Origin of the sequence: Amphritea sp. HPY, from assembly GCF_050870985.1 — a bacterium.
Classification (GTDB): Bacteria; Pseudomonadota; Gammaproteobacteria; order Pseudomonadales; family Balneatricaceae; genus Amphritea.
The window spans coordinates 4,683,345-4,701,739 of record NZ_CP194015.1 but is presented as its reverse complement, the minus strand read 5'-3'; the positions used below and the strand labels follow the sequence as shown (position 1 = coordinate 4,701,739).

Sequence of the window (18,395 nt, the reverse complement as noted above, 5' to 3'; positions counted from 1 at the left end):
TTGAATACTGATTATAAAATGCTCGTAATTGTTTTAAGCACTAGTGCTAGAGCGGAAGATTCGTGTCGGATGCAGGTACCACATTCCTCTTCAGGCCCTTCATTGGGGAATATAGAAATACATAGCCACTAAGAAGACCATCGGTACACCTAAGGCTTTATGTAGCTATATCCCCCTAGGAATCAGCCTTACTCAACGCCGATCTCGCATCCGTATGCCTGCCTAAAGACATCTCCCATCAACCCTTGAATGTAATCGTCATGCTCTACAGGCACGATATAGGAGTCATGCACGGGCAAAGCTACCACACCATCACGCATGCACTGACCCAGAATGGAGGAGGTAAGTTGGGAGTCAGCGTATTGGAGAGTCAGACCGAAGCCTGTGCAGAAGAACAGGGAGATCGGTTCGTGTTTTTCCTGGATCATCTGCAGTACCGTTTCACCAGAGACCTGCGTTCTCAGCTCTTCAGGCAATTCATTGATTTCTTTGTTGATAGCACCCTTGGCCTGCTTTGTAGTATTGCAGTTATAGCCAATCAACGTAGCAGCCTTCATTAATGGCTTGAACGTATGCAGGTCTAATCCATAGTCACTATAATCGTAGGGATAGGTCGGACAGATTGATCCGGTAGCCATCGCATACGCCATATTCATGTGCAGACCACTGAAGTCCCGTTCAACAGTAACGCTACCGTTAATCTTGAGCTGCTTACGGTCATCCTTTGGAAGATTCTGCCAGGCATGGCAATAGTATCGACCACCCTGTTCCCAGCTTTCGTTATTGAAGATTCTACGCATATGCATAGGGCTTAACTGCTGACCGTTCAGAGTAATCGACTGCGCAGCCAAGAGAGCATTGCCTTCTATAAGGTTGAAACGGGTAGCATTAGTTTCTGAGGTATCTTCATAGTCAATCAGATTCCCTTCGTGATCCTTTAGAATCAGCACTTCAGCATCAGGTAGAAGCTCTACCGCAGACTTATGCAGCAACTGGGAGCTGACGAAAACATCCTCAAACTCAGACGTTAAGCGCATACCTTCAAAGCCTAATCGGCCTTGTCTACCGGAGCCTGTTACTTTGTTAAAGGAGCCCGGCACTTCATACAGAAGGCCTGCCATCATCAAAGGATTTACCGTCTTATCAACTACAGTCCGATAAGTAATCTCAGGCCTCCTGTACCGTTCTTTTATACCGTATTTATTCTTGTTACGGCTAAAGCTAAGCCATGGAATATGCCCACAGACTGCGCCAAGAAACCTCCAATGCTGATAGCACAAGTACAGGTTAGCAATCACCATGTTCATCGCCTCAAGAGCCTGCTGAGTCTTTAAAGTGGTTAATCCTTTAGGGTTTAATTCAGCGACCAGTTCTTCAGCTAACCGTAAGAGATCATCGTGGACAGGTCGTACGTTAAAGTTCATGGACAGTGCATCGTCCAAATCCAGAGACATCTGCTGGGACAGGTAAATATCGTTAGTTATTATTGTATTAATCATTAGTATTTAAAGTCGTTCAGTAAAAACGTACTTAGTATGGAGAGAGGGGTTCCGGAGAGGTCTATAGATATCTCTGGTGGTGGTATAGATGTACCGGTGAGATGTATCTATAGGAGGTATCAATAGGAATATCACAGGGAATATCTAAGGTAATCTGTAGTAGATCCACTAGCAGACACCTAGAGGTTATCTTCTGGATATTCCTAGGTACTGGTATAGGTATCCATCTAATATCACCTATCATAGTTATCTATAGATATACCTCAGTTCCATCTTCAGAGAGAGATCCTAAGACCACCTCCTCCATACTAAGTACAAAATTGGTTATTGGGTCTGTGTCGCCTATTGCAGGTAACACAGCAGTTTTTTTTAATTGGTTAAACGATCAGTCTTGGGCGTGTCAGTGAAGCTTTAAACAGCCTCTTTCGAAGATCAGATGATTGATCATGAAGCCAGTTAAGATTGGGTTTTAGTCCTTCGTGTAACCAGTCCAGGTCGTGTTCTGTAAATCGGAGATAGGCATTAGGTTTAACCAGTTCCATTGCATAGAAGCAGATCGGTTCATCCTTCAGGTGTTTGCCAGAACGGTTTAGTGGACAGACAGGCGCAGAGCAGCTTTCCCATTTGGGGCATTCGGTCGGTGTAATCATGATGAGTAGTTATTCTTCTTATAGTTATTATTATTGTTGTTATTGGTCGAACGGAGTTGCTACGTGCAGGACTATCAGTAGCCCTGTCACTTGATACAAAGGGGGATATAGGAGGATTTCTAGGGTAAGGGATACGATGACCCATCTAAGATTCAATATAGCTATATCCCCCCTTGTGTTGCTTTGGAGGTTTCGCCTTCAGCAGCGGAAACTTTCGGTGGTCGACCCCTGATGCCTGTCAGCTCTTCTATGTAATACGTCTCAGAAGATAGAAGGCCTTTATGGTATTGCTCCAGCAGGTACTCAGCGTAGACCTCAACGGCTCTCCGGATCAGCAAAGCCCTGCTGTGGTCCTTTTTAGTGAACGCCTTTAAGACCTTCTTGATATCTCGAAGAGTTTCTACAGAGCTTTCAGTCAGACCTATCCGCTGGCTTATCGCTTTACGTGTCAGGTACTGTTTCTTTGGTTCTTGTTTAGTCATGTCGTGGTGGTTTTCCTATTGGTTAGTTATGACAGTTGTGGTGTTGGTTAATGGGAGTTACTTCCCCCCTGAAACGGATGGAGGAAAGAGTTAATAAAGAGCAGACGTGCGGAAGCCCACAGCAGATGAGCCGTGTAGATAACGCAGATATGTTCAATTGGATTGGTTGATCAGATGCAGATCAGAGGGTAAAAATGTTTGTGTGTTCCTAGGAGGTAGACTAAAGAGCTTTCTGGTTAGTGACCACTATATTATTACCCTTCAGCAGCCATCTACAGATGCACTGTTGTTATACCGTAGCAGGCTTATTACTCTTCAGAATCCTATAAACACTGGCAATGCCTATCCCTAGCTGATCAGCAACCTCCTGACGCTTAAGCCCTTCACCGATCAACTGCAGCACTTCATCAGACTTCTCTTGGGCAGTAGGCTTACGGCCTTTGTAAACACCTTTCAGCTTGGCCTTAGCGATACCTTCAGCCTGACGCTCTTTACGCAGGTTAGTTTCGAACTCAGCAAACACCCCCAGCATATCGAAGAAGGCTTTACCGGCTGCTGTACTGGTATCGACCTGCTGCTCTGTAGCACGTAACGATACGCCCTTCTCTTTCAGCTGGTGAACAATATCCTGTAGATGCTTTACGCTACGTGCCAAGCGATCTATTCGGGTAACCACCAGACAGTCCCCTTTTCGGAGAAACTCCAGCAGAGTGGATAATTCCTTTCGATCATCTGTAGAAGCCTGACCAGATACCTTCTCTTCCCTGACCACATCACACCCTGCAGCTAACAGAGCTTCCCGTTGAATAGTCAGATCCTGATCTTCAGTACTTACCCGTGCATATCCGTATACTTTCATGTCGATGATGCCTATCAGTAGAGTATCGATGCTGTGATAGTTTCATATCATATCTATCATATCAACCCTATTGATAGCCAATTCAGGTATGTTTATCACCAATCACAGAGGTGTACCTTATTGATAATAAATAGAGGTGCTTTTGGAGACGTTGGTATTCCTAGTAGAGGCCCTATTCGCTAGCCCAGTAACCACGGGGGTTTCATAAATCACTAAAAACAGGTAATTCCTGGCTAATCAACAGGTAATTAATGGATCAATTTGGTGCTGATTTATGTGTGATTCAGTAGGGTAATCTAAGGGGTATTTTCGGCGCGCTGGTATTCCTAGTGTGGTCACTAAAGAGAAACCCAGTAACCATGCGGGTTTCAGCGATGGTCAAAAACAGCCATTTTCAGGTCAATATATGTATAAAACTGGGGAGATTATAGGGGGAGGGCTATTGTTGTTTCAGGGGCAGATGAAGCCCCCCTATGGGGGAACCTCAGGCAAACCAATACCGGTATAGGGCTTCACAAAATTGTAACAGAAGCAGTTTCAAGGACAATTCTTCAGATGGTTTATACACTGCTTAGCCTTGGTGTTATTCTATTAGCAGGTACCTCAGCTAATCTTTATAAAAGAAACTACCGGGTCCAAAAAAATCACCATTCATTCAATTGATAGGCTGTTTAATTCTTCGAGAAGGCCCTCAGGTAAAAAGAGTTTTTTCTTGGCCCGAGTAATTGCCACATACAAAATCTTGAGCTCATCATCCAACCTTGCATCATCATTTTTTGCTCTAAATATTGATTTAGTAAAGTCAGTATGTATAGCTACATTATTCCAGTCTCTGCCTTTTATTCTATGGGTCGTAGATAATATTATTTTAGCATCTTCTTCACGCGCCTGATTTAAATTTATAATCTTTTTTAAGTCATCGTCCAATGTCGCGTGGCAGCTCTTAACAATATTTATGCATGTTAACAAATCACTATCCATAGATGTTTCAGCATATGATTCAAGTTGAAACCAATCCTCAAAAAAACTAATTCTAGGGTGCTTTCTTCCAGAAACCCCATTATAAAGATCAAGAGAGCTTTTAATAAGGTCTCTCCATTCGCTAATATCAACATTTAGATAGAACGAATGATTATTATTTGACAGCGTTCTTGCAAGATAAAAAGCTTCAGCTCTAGTTCTCGTTAGAATTATATCACACTCATCTGGTATGGAATTATAAGACTTTATTTCAGAAATATGATTTTCATTAAAGGGAGATATTTTATCAGTAGGTGGCTCCATAGTCTTAGATAATATCTTGTTTGAAAGCTCTGCTATGGATTGACCAAACCTAAATGTTTTAGTGACAGACAATTCATTTTGTGAGTTTTTCATGGCATTAATAGCCCCACGCCATGTATACAGTTGTTGGAAGTGGTCTCCAGCTGATATTACTTGAGCGTTTGTAGATCGATTAATTATTTCAGAAAAAGCAGGGTTAACATCTTGCGCCTCATCTAAAAACACTCGTGAGTATTTCCTAGGCAGCCTCCCCCCCATCAAACTCCAGTGTTTAGTTACAAAAGAAGGTCTTATAACTGGAACACCAAATAAGTCAGGAGTGGCTATCATTATTGACCATAAGTTATTTGACAGGTGAAGAATTTCTAGTCTAGCGTCAATGCCTGTTATTTCCTTTGGAACGAGAGAGATATCGAGGCTGTTCAGGGAGCTATTACAGTATGACTCAACTATTGAATAGCATAGCCTACTTATTTTGTTGCCCTTTATAGATGGATGGCCAGTAATTTCTGTAGATCCTTTAATACCAAGAATTTCTGATAGCTTAGTATAATCAATATGTTCTACTGTTAGATCTTCACCGATCCAGGGTGAGCGCTTTAATCCGAACTTGCACCCAAGGGAATCAAATGTCTTTGCTTCTAAGTGTTCATTTCTATACGTAACAGATCTAACTATTGACCTATTAAATGCGGTAAATAACGTATCATTCTGCCTTGATGGGTTTGAGTAAAATATTTGCTCTATCGCAGTAGTCTTTCCGCAGCCAGCATAGCCCTGCAAAGTAATAGATCTATTATCACTGTTTACTCTGTTTATTATATCTATTTGTTCATCCGTTGCTAAAGACAATAATTTTGATATGTCGGATTCTGTGCGAAAGCTTCTTCTATCAGGAGTTGGCTCTTTTTCCTTTTTTGGGAATAAGCTATCTTGATGATCAAACTTCTTTAAAAGCAAATCAAGATCATCAAAGCGAAGTAGTTTGTCTAGCTTTTCAGAAGGTGTGCCTTTAACTTTTTCCATTATTATGTCATATAAATCAGAATCACTATATGCCATATTTTCAAAAATTGTATCTCTTAAAATCTCTAGCATGTGCTGTCTGGAACTAGGCCAGATCTTTCCATTTTCAATATCAATGGCAACCATTAACTCAGTAATATATCTTATCTTGTCATCTGTTATAATAAACTTAAGCAATCCTTTATATATGTCCGAGTCGTTCATAACGCTACTCATAACACTTCTCCTTGATATTTACACACTAACCTAAGCCTTACAAATCAAACAGTCAAGAAATATCTTACAACAAAAACAGCCATCACAATACGATCACATCAAAACATCACCATCAGTGATTTTTATATAAAATATCGTACTGAAAGTTTCATTTAATACGAATATCTTACTTGCAGTAACATTTATGTTTAATATCGGACTTTCAGTAATATTTTTATAACAACATTCTTGGAAAGCATTTAGTAAGCAGCAGTGCTGCAGGTAAAATCGTTAAGATAATTAGTGCTACTAAAACCTCTATTTAAGGGATTACATCATAATTTAGTGATATGTGACGACCAAAGGTCAGCTCTGTGGTGACGAACAGATATATATCAGTATTGATTACCAAGACCGTAAAAAATTTTCTTTTCAGTGTATAGGGATACCTACGGAGTCACGTTTTTAAATAACCGTTTGAACTGTTCCTCTGATACCCTTTTGATACGCAACTTGCGTTGAGATACTTTAAGTGGGCTAGACACGCCGGGGGGAAGCTATCACTCAGCACCCAGTACTACCCCCTACTTATTGCAATATCATGTAGACACTTATTCAAATCCATTCCATCACCCCAAAAGTCATCCTTAACGCATCCTCATGACCGGCTGAGGTTATACGAACACAGACCAGTAGAACTACCCAAGCAACCGCAACAGTAGAACCGTTACTGACGAAATAAGATCTCCATTCCAGAATTTGCTACTAAGTTTGCTACTAAGATACACTACGGCCACACGGTCTTCAGAGATAACTGCCTGATTTTATTGGACAGAGTAGGCAGCGGTTCGACACCCGCCACCTCCACCAAATACAAAGAAAAGGCCATCCCATCGGGGTGGCCTTTTTTTTGTATCCGTGGAATGTGGATCGGGGGTTGATAACCGCGGAGCGGGTTCGAACCGAGCGCGTTCTTTGCGCGACACATCATCGCTGCTCTTCGCGATGACCCGAAGGGCAAGGCCTGAACGGCCTTAGTACTCCCGCCACTTAACCTTCCAGCTTTGCACAATGCCCCTGCCTTTTGTGTATCCGTGGTGTGTGAAGGGTGTTGATAACCGCGGAGCGGGGTCGAACCGAGCGCGTTCTTTGCGCGACACATCATCGCTGCTCTTCGCGATGACCCGCAGGGTGAGCTGCGCAGAAGCGAATACTCCCGCCACTCTTCTTTTACTCTGACCCCATTTATTATAGCTAACACTCCCGCCACCATGCACTTTCAACTCTGCACAATCCCCCTCAATCAGGCAGTCTTTTCTTTGCATAAATAAGTTTCATCTGACCCCACTTATTTCAAAGCAAAGTATACGACCTCAGTTAAAGTCAGTCACAGGTACTAATAGCCCATAGCATTCATTAACGAGTGACATTAATGTCAATCTAACAATACCCTGTCAATATTCCCTAGTTAAATCAACTCACCGCACCAAGCCCAGCTTAAACACAGATTAAGAACGCTAACGATTCTAACGAGCGGGACTTTCTGTTGGGTGCGGGGTATGCAATCAATGAACCGCACATTGACCATTGCCACCAATCTGAGAGGCTGTATATGGCACATCAGTTGACTGCTATTGGCAGGATAGAATAGGTTTTAATAGCTAGACTGCTTATATCTTCAATGGACTGCTAAAGGTAAAGGGGTTGTTTTGGTTGAAACATATACATACGGAAAGGTAAATGATGTAGTAAATCAAGTATTCTTTGATGGTCGCTATGAATCAGTTCCTGTTTATCTAGATTTAGAGGATGAAATCAGATCCGAACTAGCCCAGCGACTCGACTGCGCTGCGGCTGATATTGAATTGCTAATAGGAACTACTGTTTCTAGAACTCTAGATTGGTCCTGTTCCAATATCTATAAGACGCATCTGAAGGGTCTTAGGGCTTGGAACGCTAAATCACGATTAGGCTACCCTCCTTATACTACTATTCTGCTAACATTTTCATTAGCTGCTGAACATATGCGGCAAGATAGCCAGTATTCTTCAACTAATTATTATCAGCGCTTATTTGAAATACTTGGTGTTGATGATGAGGCTAGCAAGAATAAGGCCCGTCTCGGGGCGAAGCATACCCTTTCTTTCTGGAACTCCCTCAATCGATGGCTTATGTGGAACGACTATGAATATGGCCGGCCTACTGCTAGACGAGTGAATAACTGGAAGTATGTTAGTTTTGCCTTATCACAGTCCCTTGTAAGAGATGCAGATCGAAAGCGATTTCACAGGATGTTTGCGGAATTCGGCATATCGCCTCATGAAAGTTTGAGTGAAGCTGAAATATCATTGTATATCCATGAGTGGATGACTGGCCATGGCCCTTCAGAGTGGCTGAAGAAAATTTGGGCGGTACCAGACTTGAGGGAAAGAGTAGCATCCTCTGCCATTCAGGAACTTGAGTGCTGGCATGGAGATATGCAAGGGAATAATGGCAGTAGCCTTTCAATCAAAAGGCTTAGCTGGACAGCAATAATTCAAAGTTTTCCAAACAAGAGAATTAAGCTTTACCTAGCTGGTGCCTCCAATGATGGGATTGAAGAAAGTAGTCTGAAACTAAGCGATAAAACTCCCGAGCTCGCTGCCAAAGCATTTGAAAAGTGTAATGGCAATATATGGTTATCTCCGCTCCAAGGTGCCAACTTGGAGTGTATCGAGCCTGTTGATAAGTTGAATATTGACGCATTGATGCTCTCTCCTTTCCAATTAGTCACTGAAAATGGCCGGGGGTGCTATAAGCATGATATTCGCCCGGTTATACCGCTAATTAAATTAGAATCTAGCCCATACTTTCGCGAGGTATCTCGTGTATCGCTCCATACTGACCATATCATCCTATGCCATGAAAACTGGAAAGCTAGGGTGGATAGCCATCTAGAAAAATACGCCCGATCAGGTTTTGTTTCCCACAATGCGAAGGATGTTACTGGGTTACCTGAACAGTGGATTATCTTTCAAGGTGTGGAGTATTTAAGTGCTCCACAAGAAAGTGTTGAGGATAACCTTCAACCGATAGTCCCCCTTTCAGAAGGGGTTTCAATCCAGTTAACAGGGGGATTGAAGCTATCTCCTAATATTTGGCATTCGAAAGCGCCTCCGGAGATTCTTTCTTCGGATGATAAGGGCCTACTTGAATTGGAAGTGAGTTACATAGCATTAGAAGGAGAAGAAGAGCTTCAATTTGAGCAGAAGATCAAACCAGATAACCCAGCCTTCTTGAAGTCCAGCAAGATAGATCTAGACTCTGGAACCTACACGGTAGCTGCAATAAGGAATTCACGAAAAGTAGCTGAAAAAGATATTTCATTTCGATCAGCTAAATTACCAAGAAAACTAAACTCAAGCCGAACCCAAGAACTCGGTTACAAACTCAACCATGAGAGAAGGGGCTGGTGGAGTAGCGCACTTCCGTTAAATGGCTGTAAGGACGATACGGTGTTGCTAAGGGGGATGATTATTGAGGGTGATCATATCGGCCCTGAAGAGGGTATTGGAAGCTTTCTGACCGACTTTGACCATGGCCTCGACATTACGCATGAGGAAGAAGATTTTTGGGGGGACTACAATCATGATCCTGTGAAGGGGTTTGCTGAGTCCTGCATATTAAGAGGCTACCACGTATGGGAGTGTGAACCGTGTGTTAGCCACGGTGATCGATATTCTGCAAAGCATATGACCTGCAAGGACTGCAAGTCTTCTGTCCTATCAAAAAGAGTCGGCCGAGGATTGAAGCGTAAGAAGAATATTTTCCGAGCTCAGGCACGCTCGATTTCAGGTATGAGGATTGAATCTAGATCTATAGATAATGTAAGCCCAGAGATTGTGCTCGATGCAATTTGCTACCTAGGAGCGGGTAGCTGGAGGTCCATTGAGTCAGTTATATCTGCACATGTAGAGCTCCCATGGCAGATAACAGAGTTTGCTAGAAGACTTGTCGACTTGGGATATATCGATGTTACTTTAAGTGAAGATGGTAGGAAGCCGGTATCTTGGTCATGTAGCCCACCTGCTTTAGTTGCAACCCCAAATGGAGAGGTTTATTTATCTGGGTTTCGGAATGACACACTACTTGAGGAGGTGGCCTCTGCACTTTCTGGGGAGGGGTGTTCTCATCGAGTCGTGAAACAAGAGCTTGCACCTCCTGCTTATGTTTGGGAACTGAGTAATTTAACGATTACAGACGTAGAGGGGCTTTTGGGGAACATTAAGGACCCCCACGGCAGAAAGATTAAAGTAGTGAACTCACCGGCCTCTTCTATCAATAACTTTATGCCTTCAATCTATGAGATGAAGCAGATGCTACGGCCAATCCATATTGAAGATCAAGGTGACATAGAGCGCTTTGATCCCAAGACGGGGCGTTGGTCAAAGCACCCTCTTAAAGGAGTAGGAGGATACAGAACATCTTTCGCCGGTCGCCGATACTTTTATCTAAATGAGCACGGTGAATCTTACGAGGCTGGTTATGAGGTTGTGAAGCTTATAGCTGCCCGTGATGCTGGCATTAGGTTACACGGCTACAACAAAGGGACTGGGAACCTTGAATGTATTATTGGATGTGAGCCACCTGATCTTTATCGCAGGATGCTGATATCTTGTTCTGGGCTGGTACCAGAAAGAGGAGAATGGAAACTAACTTTTTCAGGTGTTTCCGAAGAGTTAGCAAAAGCTTTGATTACTAAGCTTTATTCATAGGGATCTGAGTTATGGAAAAAAATACACCGATGGAAGTATTGCCGTATATCCAAGAGGCGTATCACAAGTACTACGATAGCGCGTTTTGGATGAGGGATGAAGCCCTCATGAAGGAGAGGCGAGCGTTACTTGGTAAGAAAGGCTTAACAGCTCAGGAAATTTTGCTTGAGACTGTTTTGCCTTATCCCTCTGAGGTTACGATCAATGAAGCTTGCTTAGAAGCAGGCCTTGCACCAGAAGTCGCTGAAAACTTAGGGCGCATTATTTTTGGGAAGGGGGGAGACTTTAAGTTACGCCTCCACCAAGCCCAATCCTTAATTACCTCATTGGCTCCTAACTCAGCAACTAAGAGAAATGTTGTAGTTACGTCAGGTACTGGCTCAGGTAAAACAGAAAGCTTTTTGTTGCCAATTATTGCACGCCTAATAGCTGAGCGTTTGGGAAGTGGCCCTGCGAGTTTATACCCATGGTGGAAAGAACCATGGGATAAGGAAAAGACATGGAATTCCCTAAGGTCCTGCGAAAATGCTGCTTCCAAGCCGGCGGTACGTGCACTGCTACTATATCCAACAAACGCTCTAGTTGAGGATCAAATTTCTCGTCTTAGACAAGCTGCTTTTCGCGCCCAGAAAATACATGGTTCGCCATTGTTTTTCTTTGGCCGTTATACCGGTGCAACCGCTGGGGGGATGTACTATCCATCTGAAGAATTAGGCAGTAAAGACCGTAGAAAAATAAAAGAGGTCGCAAGGGAAGTTAAAGAGATTGAGCGGGAAATGGAGCGCCTGCGGGGGACTGATCCTGAAACGCGCGCACAATTCTCAGATCCTTACTGCGGCGAGATGATGACGCGCTGGGATATGATCGACTGTCCGCCGGACATTATGATTACAAACGTATCGATGCTCAACGTAATGTTGATGAGGGAAAATGAGGATGAGATTTTTCTAAAAACCAGAAAGTGGCTGGAAGAGTCTCCAGATAATCATTTCTCATTAATTGTTGATGAACTTCACAGCTACAGGGGCACTCAAGGTACAGAAGTAGCCCTCGTAGTACGAAACCTCCTGCATCGATTAGGATTAGAGCCAGATTCACCACAACTTCGCTGCCTTGGTACGAGTGCTTCTTTGGACGGTGAAGAGGGACGAACCTATCTTCAACAGTTCTTTGGGGTAAACCGGGATACATTCGATGTTTTCCCTGGTAATCCTCTTATGCCAACCGCCAAATTACCTTTAGACCATGAAAAGGTTTTGGCACTTACCGATCCGGTGAATAGTGATGATCAAAGTGCAGTAGATAATTTCATATCGGAATTTTCTCCAAGGAACGCTATTGGTGCAGCATGTATAGCTGCAGGTAAATTGGCTGATGGGCGGCATGTGCCCGCACGGCTTAATGAGCTAGGTTCTCAATTATTGGGTGATAATTTTAGCCCTGAGGCCCTCCATGCAGTTTTTAACGCAGCAAAATACGAGAAATTTGAATCATATGAAAAGCCTCTACCCGCCTTCCGGGCACATATGTTTTTACGTCAAATACAAGGAATGTGGGCATGCTCTAATCCTAAATGTGATCAGGTGGAAGAAGAGCACAGATACGAAAATAGAACCATTGGTAGGCTATTTAAATCTCCATCATTGAAATGTAATTGTGGAGGCCAAGTCCTAGAGCTGCTCTACTGTTACGATTGTGGAGAGATGTACCTAGGAGGTTATGTCACCCCTACACCAGAGGGCATGCTAGATGATGAAGGTTATTTTCTGGAATCAGGGTCTTCAGAGGCGAACAATGTATCCCCTACCTTAGTTTTTGAGCGCGAGTATGGAAAATACATGTGGTATTGGCCAGGGAATCAAATAACTGGAGACTTTGCATCTTGGAGCCATAAAAACCCTGATACTAATAAAAATGCTACTTTTTCTTTCGTTCCTGCTTCCTACTGGCCTAGCCTTGGTTTATTGCAACCTGCAGCCCATGGCGATAATGCTGCCGGTACTATGTATATTTGTTCTAAAGGCTCTTCGGTCGCAGCATTGCCAGAAAAGTGCCCTAAGTGTTACTCAGCGAGATATCAGTCAAACCTTAAGTCCTTCTTCTCTGGGTCGGTTCAATCTCCAATCCGTGCCCAACGAACAGGCCTTAATGTCACAACGCAGTTAATTGCTGACCGAGCGGTTTCCTTCTTGGGAGAAGATGGAAAAGCTGCTCAGATGATTGCATTTACTGACAGCCGTGATGATGCGGCTGACGTGGCAGCAGGCTTGGAGCTCAATCACTTTAGAGATTTGATGAGACAAGTGCTTTTTCAGGTTCTAAATAGTAACTCGTGCACATCATTAGAAAGTCTTAAACAGATAGCTTCTCGTTCCTCGACGCAAGAGCTAACGTCAGAAGAACAATCAATTGCTGATGACCTAAAGCAGGCTTCCGTTGATGTATGGACTGCCTTGATGCTAGATGCTGCAGGAGTTGCGACTGAGATCCAGCTGAAGCAAATAGAAGAGTATGTATCAAATCATATGAAAGCAGGCGTGATTTCTTGGCCCTTGTTGCTCAGGAAGGTAGAGAAGCAACTTTTAGCATTAGGTATAAACCCTGCAGGACCAGAAGTATCAAGAAGCAACATAGATGGGGAACCGTGGTGGCGATTCTATGATCCGCCACAAGAAGGAGACTGGGAGCCACTCGAGCCAACTATTGCAAAGGACGGTCAACAGGAGCTAAGAAAGTATTTGTCCGAATATATAGCCGGCGCGATTTTTGATGCAGGGGGGCGAGATCTCGAGTCTATGGGGGTGGCGTATTTAGCTCCTGAACATGATGTAACCAGTAAGCTAGGAATGGCAAATGATATTGCCCACGGTATCTTGGCCAATACATTAAGAATCCTTGGCCAGAAAAAGTACTATCAGGGGGCCGGAAGAAATCGCTCAACTACTGAAGCTCCAAGGCCCTTGAAGACATACTTAGAAAGAGTAGCTAGTAGCGCATCTAGGAATGCAACAGAGTTCATTGAAAATGTTAAAGATGTTCTAAAGCAAGGCGGCATTATTACTGATAACTGGATACTTAGGACTTCTAATAATGCCGGATTGAAGCTAGAAATTTGCTCAAGTGATTTAAGAAACCTTAAAAGATGCACGAACTGCTCATCCTTACTGCTTAATACTCCTTTGAGTGCTTGTATTACCCCTCAGTGCGAGTCGCGTATTTTTACAGGAGTTAGCTCTTCTGATGAAGATTATTACCGTTGGTTGGCTGGTGAAGCTGCTCACAGGCTTCATGTTGAGGAGCTGACAGGGCAAACCAAGCCGCTAAGCGAGCAGCGTAGGAGGCAAAGATGCTTTAAAGGGGCTTTTATAGAGGGTGAGAGTGTAAGAGTCCAAGGTATTGATGTCCTCAGTGTCACAACGACAATGGAAGTTGGTGTAGATATTGGTTCACTAAATATTGTGATGATGGCAAATATGCCGCCCCAGCGGTTTAACTATCAACAAAGGGTTGGTAGAGCAGGTCGAGCAGGCCAGTCTTTTTCTTACGCCCTAACTGTTTGTCGCGGAGGCTCCCATGATGACTTTTACTATAACCATCCAGAGAGGATTACAGGGGACCTTCCGCCACAGCCGTACTTAGATTTGAGTAGAACAGAAATTATTAAGCGTGTTGTGTCTGCAGAAGTTCTTCGGAGGGCCTTTAATCAATTGAGCAATCCCCCTGAGCGAAGTGCTGATAGTACCCATGGTGCGTTTGGTAAGGCTAATGAGTGGGAAAGCATTCACAAGCCTAAGCTAAAGTTTTGGCTAGAAAGCTCCAACGAAGTTAGTGATGTGGTAGCTCGTTTATGTGCCTACGCTCCGCGAGAAGGGAGTGGAGCTTCTGATATTGAGTTCTATTGTAGGCAGCAGCTTTGTAATGTGGTTTCTGGTGTTGTAGCTGACCAAAAGTTTATTCAGGAAGAGTTGAGTGAGCGCTTGGCAACTGCGGGCATACTCCCAATGTTTGGATTCCCAACCCAAGTTAGAAGCTTATTTACGCCAAGGGGGGGGGATTCAGCTGATGATATGGTTGTTAGTGATAGGCCTCTTGATCATGCAATCTGGGCATTTTCCCCTGGTGCAGAGATCCCCAAGGATAAGCAGATACATACCGCCTGCGGCTTTATGCATAAGGTCTCATTTGGAGGGAGAACTTTTGCTGATAAGACCCCCTTAGGGCCCTCACTTAAGTTTTCAAAGTGTACTGATCCAGATTGCATGGCAATAGCTAGTGGTGAGCACGAAAGCTGTAATGTCTGTATGAGCCCATCTGAGATATTCAACCTCTTCCAACCTAAAGGGTTCAGAACCACCAGCAAGCCCTTTGACTATGATGGGCAGCGACAAAGGGGCCCAACTATTGCCCCACCAATATTGGCTTTCCAGCCTAACTACGACCATGCACTTAACCTTGGCATAGCTCAGGTGGCATTAACTGATCAGGAGCCTATTGCATTGGTTAACGATAATAGTGGTCGAATGTATGACTTCCATCAGGATTATGACTCTGTTGTCGTCACCGATTCTCACCTTTATCGCAATGATTCACTTGAGAGGTATGTTAAGAGCCCCGTTTTTGAGAGTGGGGCTATAGGGACTGTTTTTAAAACAGATGTTCTAAGCTTCTTGATTACTTCCGCGCCAGATGTTGGATACGACGGGGTACTTGATGTAGAAGAACAGCCTTCGGCGGAGCCAGCCATTGCCTCATTCGGCGAATTGTTGAGAATGGCAGCATCGACGTATTTGGATATCGACCCAATGGAAATTCGTATTGGCCGGCAGAGGTATCGATTGCAGGAATGCGTTACACAGCAGTTGTTCCTTGCGGATGCCCTAGAAAATGGAGCTGGATATACAAGGAGATTGTATGACAAGAAAATGCTGCTGGAGCTATTGGAAGAGTACTACTTGGTTATAAGACGTGATTGGGAATCCAATAGCCATGCTGATTGTGATGTTTCATGCCCAGATTGCCTAAGAAACTATGGGAATCGTATGGTTCATGCCCTGTTAGATTGGAGGCTGGCGCTGGATGTTGCTGAGTTAGTACTAGGCAAACCCTTGATTGAAGATCGGTGGTTGAAAAATGGCAAGGATGTAGCTGATCGGTTTGCTGAACTCTGCAAGCAAAGCGAGATGGACGTTACAGCTGAAATGGCTGACTCCCTACCAGCCCTTGTTTATCAGGGAAGCCGTGCCTTGGTCCTTGGGCATCCATTGTGGCATATGAGGGAAGGATTGATTACTGATCGGCAGTTAAATGCTAAGTATGATCTCCAATCCAAGTATGGTGCTGAGTTGTCGGTTGATTTTGTAGACATTCGCGAATTTAGGATGCGACCACAGCAATATATTTTGAAAATAGGGCAACCAGATGCTTGAGGTCATAGGGGAAGAAGGAACAAGGGAGTATAGCGCGGCGGTTTCGATAGCAGATGCTATTTCAAGGCTATGGCCAGGGGTGGAGAAGTCCGCTCCTGACCAAGAACATATCCGTGTAGCAGCAAACGTAAAGATATCGGGTTATAGGATAACTGATATAGATGTAGTTGTTTGTGGGGTTTTTCGCCGTATGCGGGCATTTATTCCTAGAAAGGTTATCTATGACTTTGTTGGCTCTCGTGTCATGAGAAAACCGGTTCAAGTGCAGAACTTTGTTGTGGCAATTGAGGTAAAGGATCACGATGAGAGTAGTGTCCAAATCATTGGAGATAAAATCAATGTTAAGTATTCAAGGGGAGCCAAGACTGGTTGGAAGAGTGCTACAGACCAAAACATCGATCAAGTACATTCGTTAAACCACTACCTTAAAGACTTAGGCTTGGGGGCTTATATACACAGGTGTGTGTATATGAGGGGCTTAGGGTCTCTCAATAACATTGGTGGAGCCTTGGCTGCAGGATTTGATGGAAATGACTTCTTCACGGCAATTGCATCAGCTTCTAAAGTCAGAAAGACTGCAAAAGGCTTCAGCTTATCTTCGGGCACGGATGCAGAAATTACTCCTATTTTAAAAGCGCCTGTCTTTTGCTCGATCGTACCTACAGCTCTCGATCGTAAGCGGATGGACATGATAGCGGTTAACACTCCAGAGAGTGATGCCCTCCTTTCCAGCATGGGCCGAAAAATGGTCCGATTACGTGGCCATGGAGGAACAGGAAAAACAGTTATGTGCCTACAAATGGCATGGAAGGCGTTTGATGAAAAGGGATTGCGAACCTTGGTACTTACTTATAACCATGCCTTGGCAGCAGATATCCGAAGGTTACTTGCATTACTACACATACCGTCCAACCCAGAGGAAGGTGGGATTGTGGTTGAGACTGTAATGTCTTTTATGTACTCCTGGTTCAGCCGTTTGCAGTTTCTTGAGGAAGAGGATCTTTCTTATGATAACTATGAAGGGAACTGTGATGCCGCTGTAGAAATGCTAACGGCTGGAGCAATTTCCAAGGAAGATATCGCTGAGATCATCTCAGGGAATCCTGATCGGTATGATTATGATTGTGTCATAGTCGATGAGGCACAGGATTGGCCTCAAGGAGAGATTGAGTTGCTTAAGGCTTTATATAGCCCTGAAAATATCTGCCTTGCAGATGGTGTAGACCAAATAATACGGGGAGGACGGGCTGAATGGGAATGCGGAGTTCAACCTGAGTTAAGGGAAACCATCTCTCTGAATCGCTGCCTTCGCATGAAGAGGAACTTGGCGGTCTTCATCAATAAAGTTGCAGACCTGAGTGGGGTTAAGTGGCAAGTTACTCCAAATGATAAGGCTGGTGGCGGTAAGGTAATTATCCTAAAGAAGCCTTACACTACACGTCCCGAGCTCCATGTGGATTTATTGGCGGCAGCAAAAGAAAAGGGAAATGCGGAGTTAGATTTTCTCCATTGTGTGCCACCGTCAGGCGTAATTCAGCATGATGGATATAAGCAAAGTAAGATAGGTAACTTTCTCTCCCAGCAAGGTTATGAAGTATGGGATGGAGTTGATGACTTATCACGAAGGGATTTCCCTCGATCAAAGAAGCAATTCAGAGTTGTTCAGTATGCTTCCTGTCGCGGCTTAGAGGGGTGGACTGTTGTATTACATAATGCTGATACTTATTGGGATGAGTGTAAGTCTATTAGGAAGCTTACAGGACTAACTATTGAGGAAGAGAAAGCCTTTGAGGATATAGATGATATTGCAGCACGAGAAGCATGGCGGAAGTTGTTGATTCCATTAACTCGACCTATCGACACTTTGGTTATCAGTATTGATGATTTGGAGTCAAGCTTTGCGCATGTCCTACTGGATGTGGCCCAGGAGTTTCCTGAATTTATAGATATTTTGGAATAGAACTTTGTTATCAGTGAGTGTTTCCCCTATGAAGGTCTCAATGTTGAGGCGGATGAGTTCTGGCTGAATCTGACACTCCTTCTTGTATCTCAAGCCCGGAGATCCGCTCACGATCAATGGGTTTTCTAGTAATTCATCCGCCAGACAAAAGAAGTATATTTAGATGGTGACTCCTTTATTGAACGGAGAATGTGTTCGATTGGGGCGATGCTACCCTGAGGCCTCCGGTGCTAACTTATGACTCAGTTTAGTTATACCAA

Annotated in this window: 7 protein-coding genes; 3 read left to right on the top strand and 4 right to left on the bottom strand. The window is 43.8% G+C overall.

Going from position 1 to position 18,395, the window contains the following annotated elements; translation table 11 throughout:
• Window positions 1-188: 188 nt before the first annotated feature.
• The 4 genes from ACQUQM_RS20870 to ACQUQM_RS20855 form a co-directional block, all read right to left on the bottom strand.
• The gene (locus ACQUQM_RS20870; RefSeq protein ID WP_432471800.1) at window positions 189-1,499 is read right to left on the bottom strand and encodes a hypothetical protein; all 1,311 of its coding nucleotides are present in this window, start codon (window positions 1,497-1,499) and stop codon (window positions 189-191) included.
• Window positions 1,500-2,310: 811 nt separating this feature from the next.
• Complete coding sequence (locus tag ACQUQM_RS20865; RefSeq protein WP_432471799.1) at window positions 2,311-2,631, bottom strand: hypothetical protein; 321 nt, start codon at window positions 2,629-2,631, stop codon at window positions 2,311-2,313.
• A 289-nt stretch (window positions 2,632-2,920) separates the two neighbouring features.
• A complete protein-coding gene (locus ACQUQM_RS20860) occupies window positions 2,921-3,490 on the bottom strand; it encodes a recombinase family protein (RefSeq protein ID WP_432471798.1) in 570 nt (189 codons plus the stop codon).
• A 651-nt stretch (window positions 3,491-4,141) separates the two neighbouring features.
• Entirely contained in the window at window positions 4,142-6,016 is a 1,875-nt protein-coding gene (locus ACQUQM_RS20855) for a 3'-5' exonuclease (RefSeq protein ID WP_432471797.1), read from the bottom strand.
• 1,688 nt (window positions 6,017-7,704) lie between these two features.
• Between ACQUQM_RS20855 and ACQUQM_RS20850 the strand changes: the two genes are divergently transcribed.
• The 3 genes from ACQUQM_RS20850 to ACQUQM_RS20840 are packed head-to-tail and all read left to right on the top strand — an operon-like array spanning window position 7,705 to window position 18,135.
• Window positions 7,705-10,749: a hypothetical protein gene (locus ACQUQM_RS20850; protein ID WP_432471796.1), complete on the top strand. Its 3,045-nt coding sequence runs from the start codon at window positions 7,705-7,707 to the stop codon at window positions 10,747-10,749.
• Window positions 10,750-10,760: 11 nt separating this feature from the next.
• Window positions 10,761-16,175, top strand: coding sequence for a DEAD/DEAH box helicase (locus tag ACQUQM_RS20845; protein WP_432471795.1), 5,415 nt, complete (start codon window positions 10,761-10,763; stop codon window positions 16,173-16,175).
• Window positions 16,168-18,135 (top strand): hypothetical protein, encoded by a 1,968-nt coding sequence (locus ACQUQM_RS20840; protein WP_432471794.1) that lies wholly within the window; start codon window positions 16,168-16,170, stop codon window positions 18,133-18,135. Before ACQUQM_RS20845 ends, ACQUQM_RS20840 begins: the two co-directional genes overlap by 8 nt.
• Window positions 18,136-18,395 lie beyond the last annotated feature (260 nt).

Excerpts from the sequence above, each read along its gene's own strand:
- ACQUQM_RS20870 (WP_432471800.1), bottom strand. The coding sequence starts at position 1,499 with ATGATTAATACAATAATAACTAACGATATTTACCTGTCCCAGCAGATG.
- ACQUQM_RS20865 (WP_432471799.1), bottom strand. The coding sequence starts at position 2,631 with ATGACTAAACAAGAACCAAAGAAACAGTACCTGACACGTAAAGCGATA.
- ACQUQM_RS20860 (WP_432471798.1), bottom strand. The coding sequence starts at position 3,490 with ATGAAAGTATACGGATATGCACGGGTAAGTACTGAAGATCAGGATCTG.
- ACQUQM_RS20855 (WP_432471797.1), bottom strand. The coding sequence starts at position 6,016 with ATGAGTAGCGTTATGAACGACTCGGACATATATAAAGGATTGCTTAAG.
- ACQUQM_RS20845 (WP_432471795.1), top strand. The coding sequence starts at position 10,761 with ATGGAAAAAAATACACCGATGGAAGTATTGCCGTATATCCAAGAGGCG.
- ACQUQM_RS20840 (WP_432471794.1), top strand. The coding sequence starts at position 16,168 with ATGCTTGAGGTCATAGGGGAAGAAGGAACAAGGGAGTATAGCGCGGCG.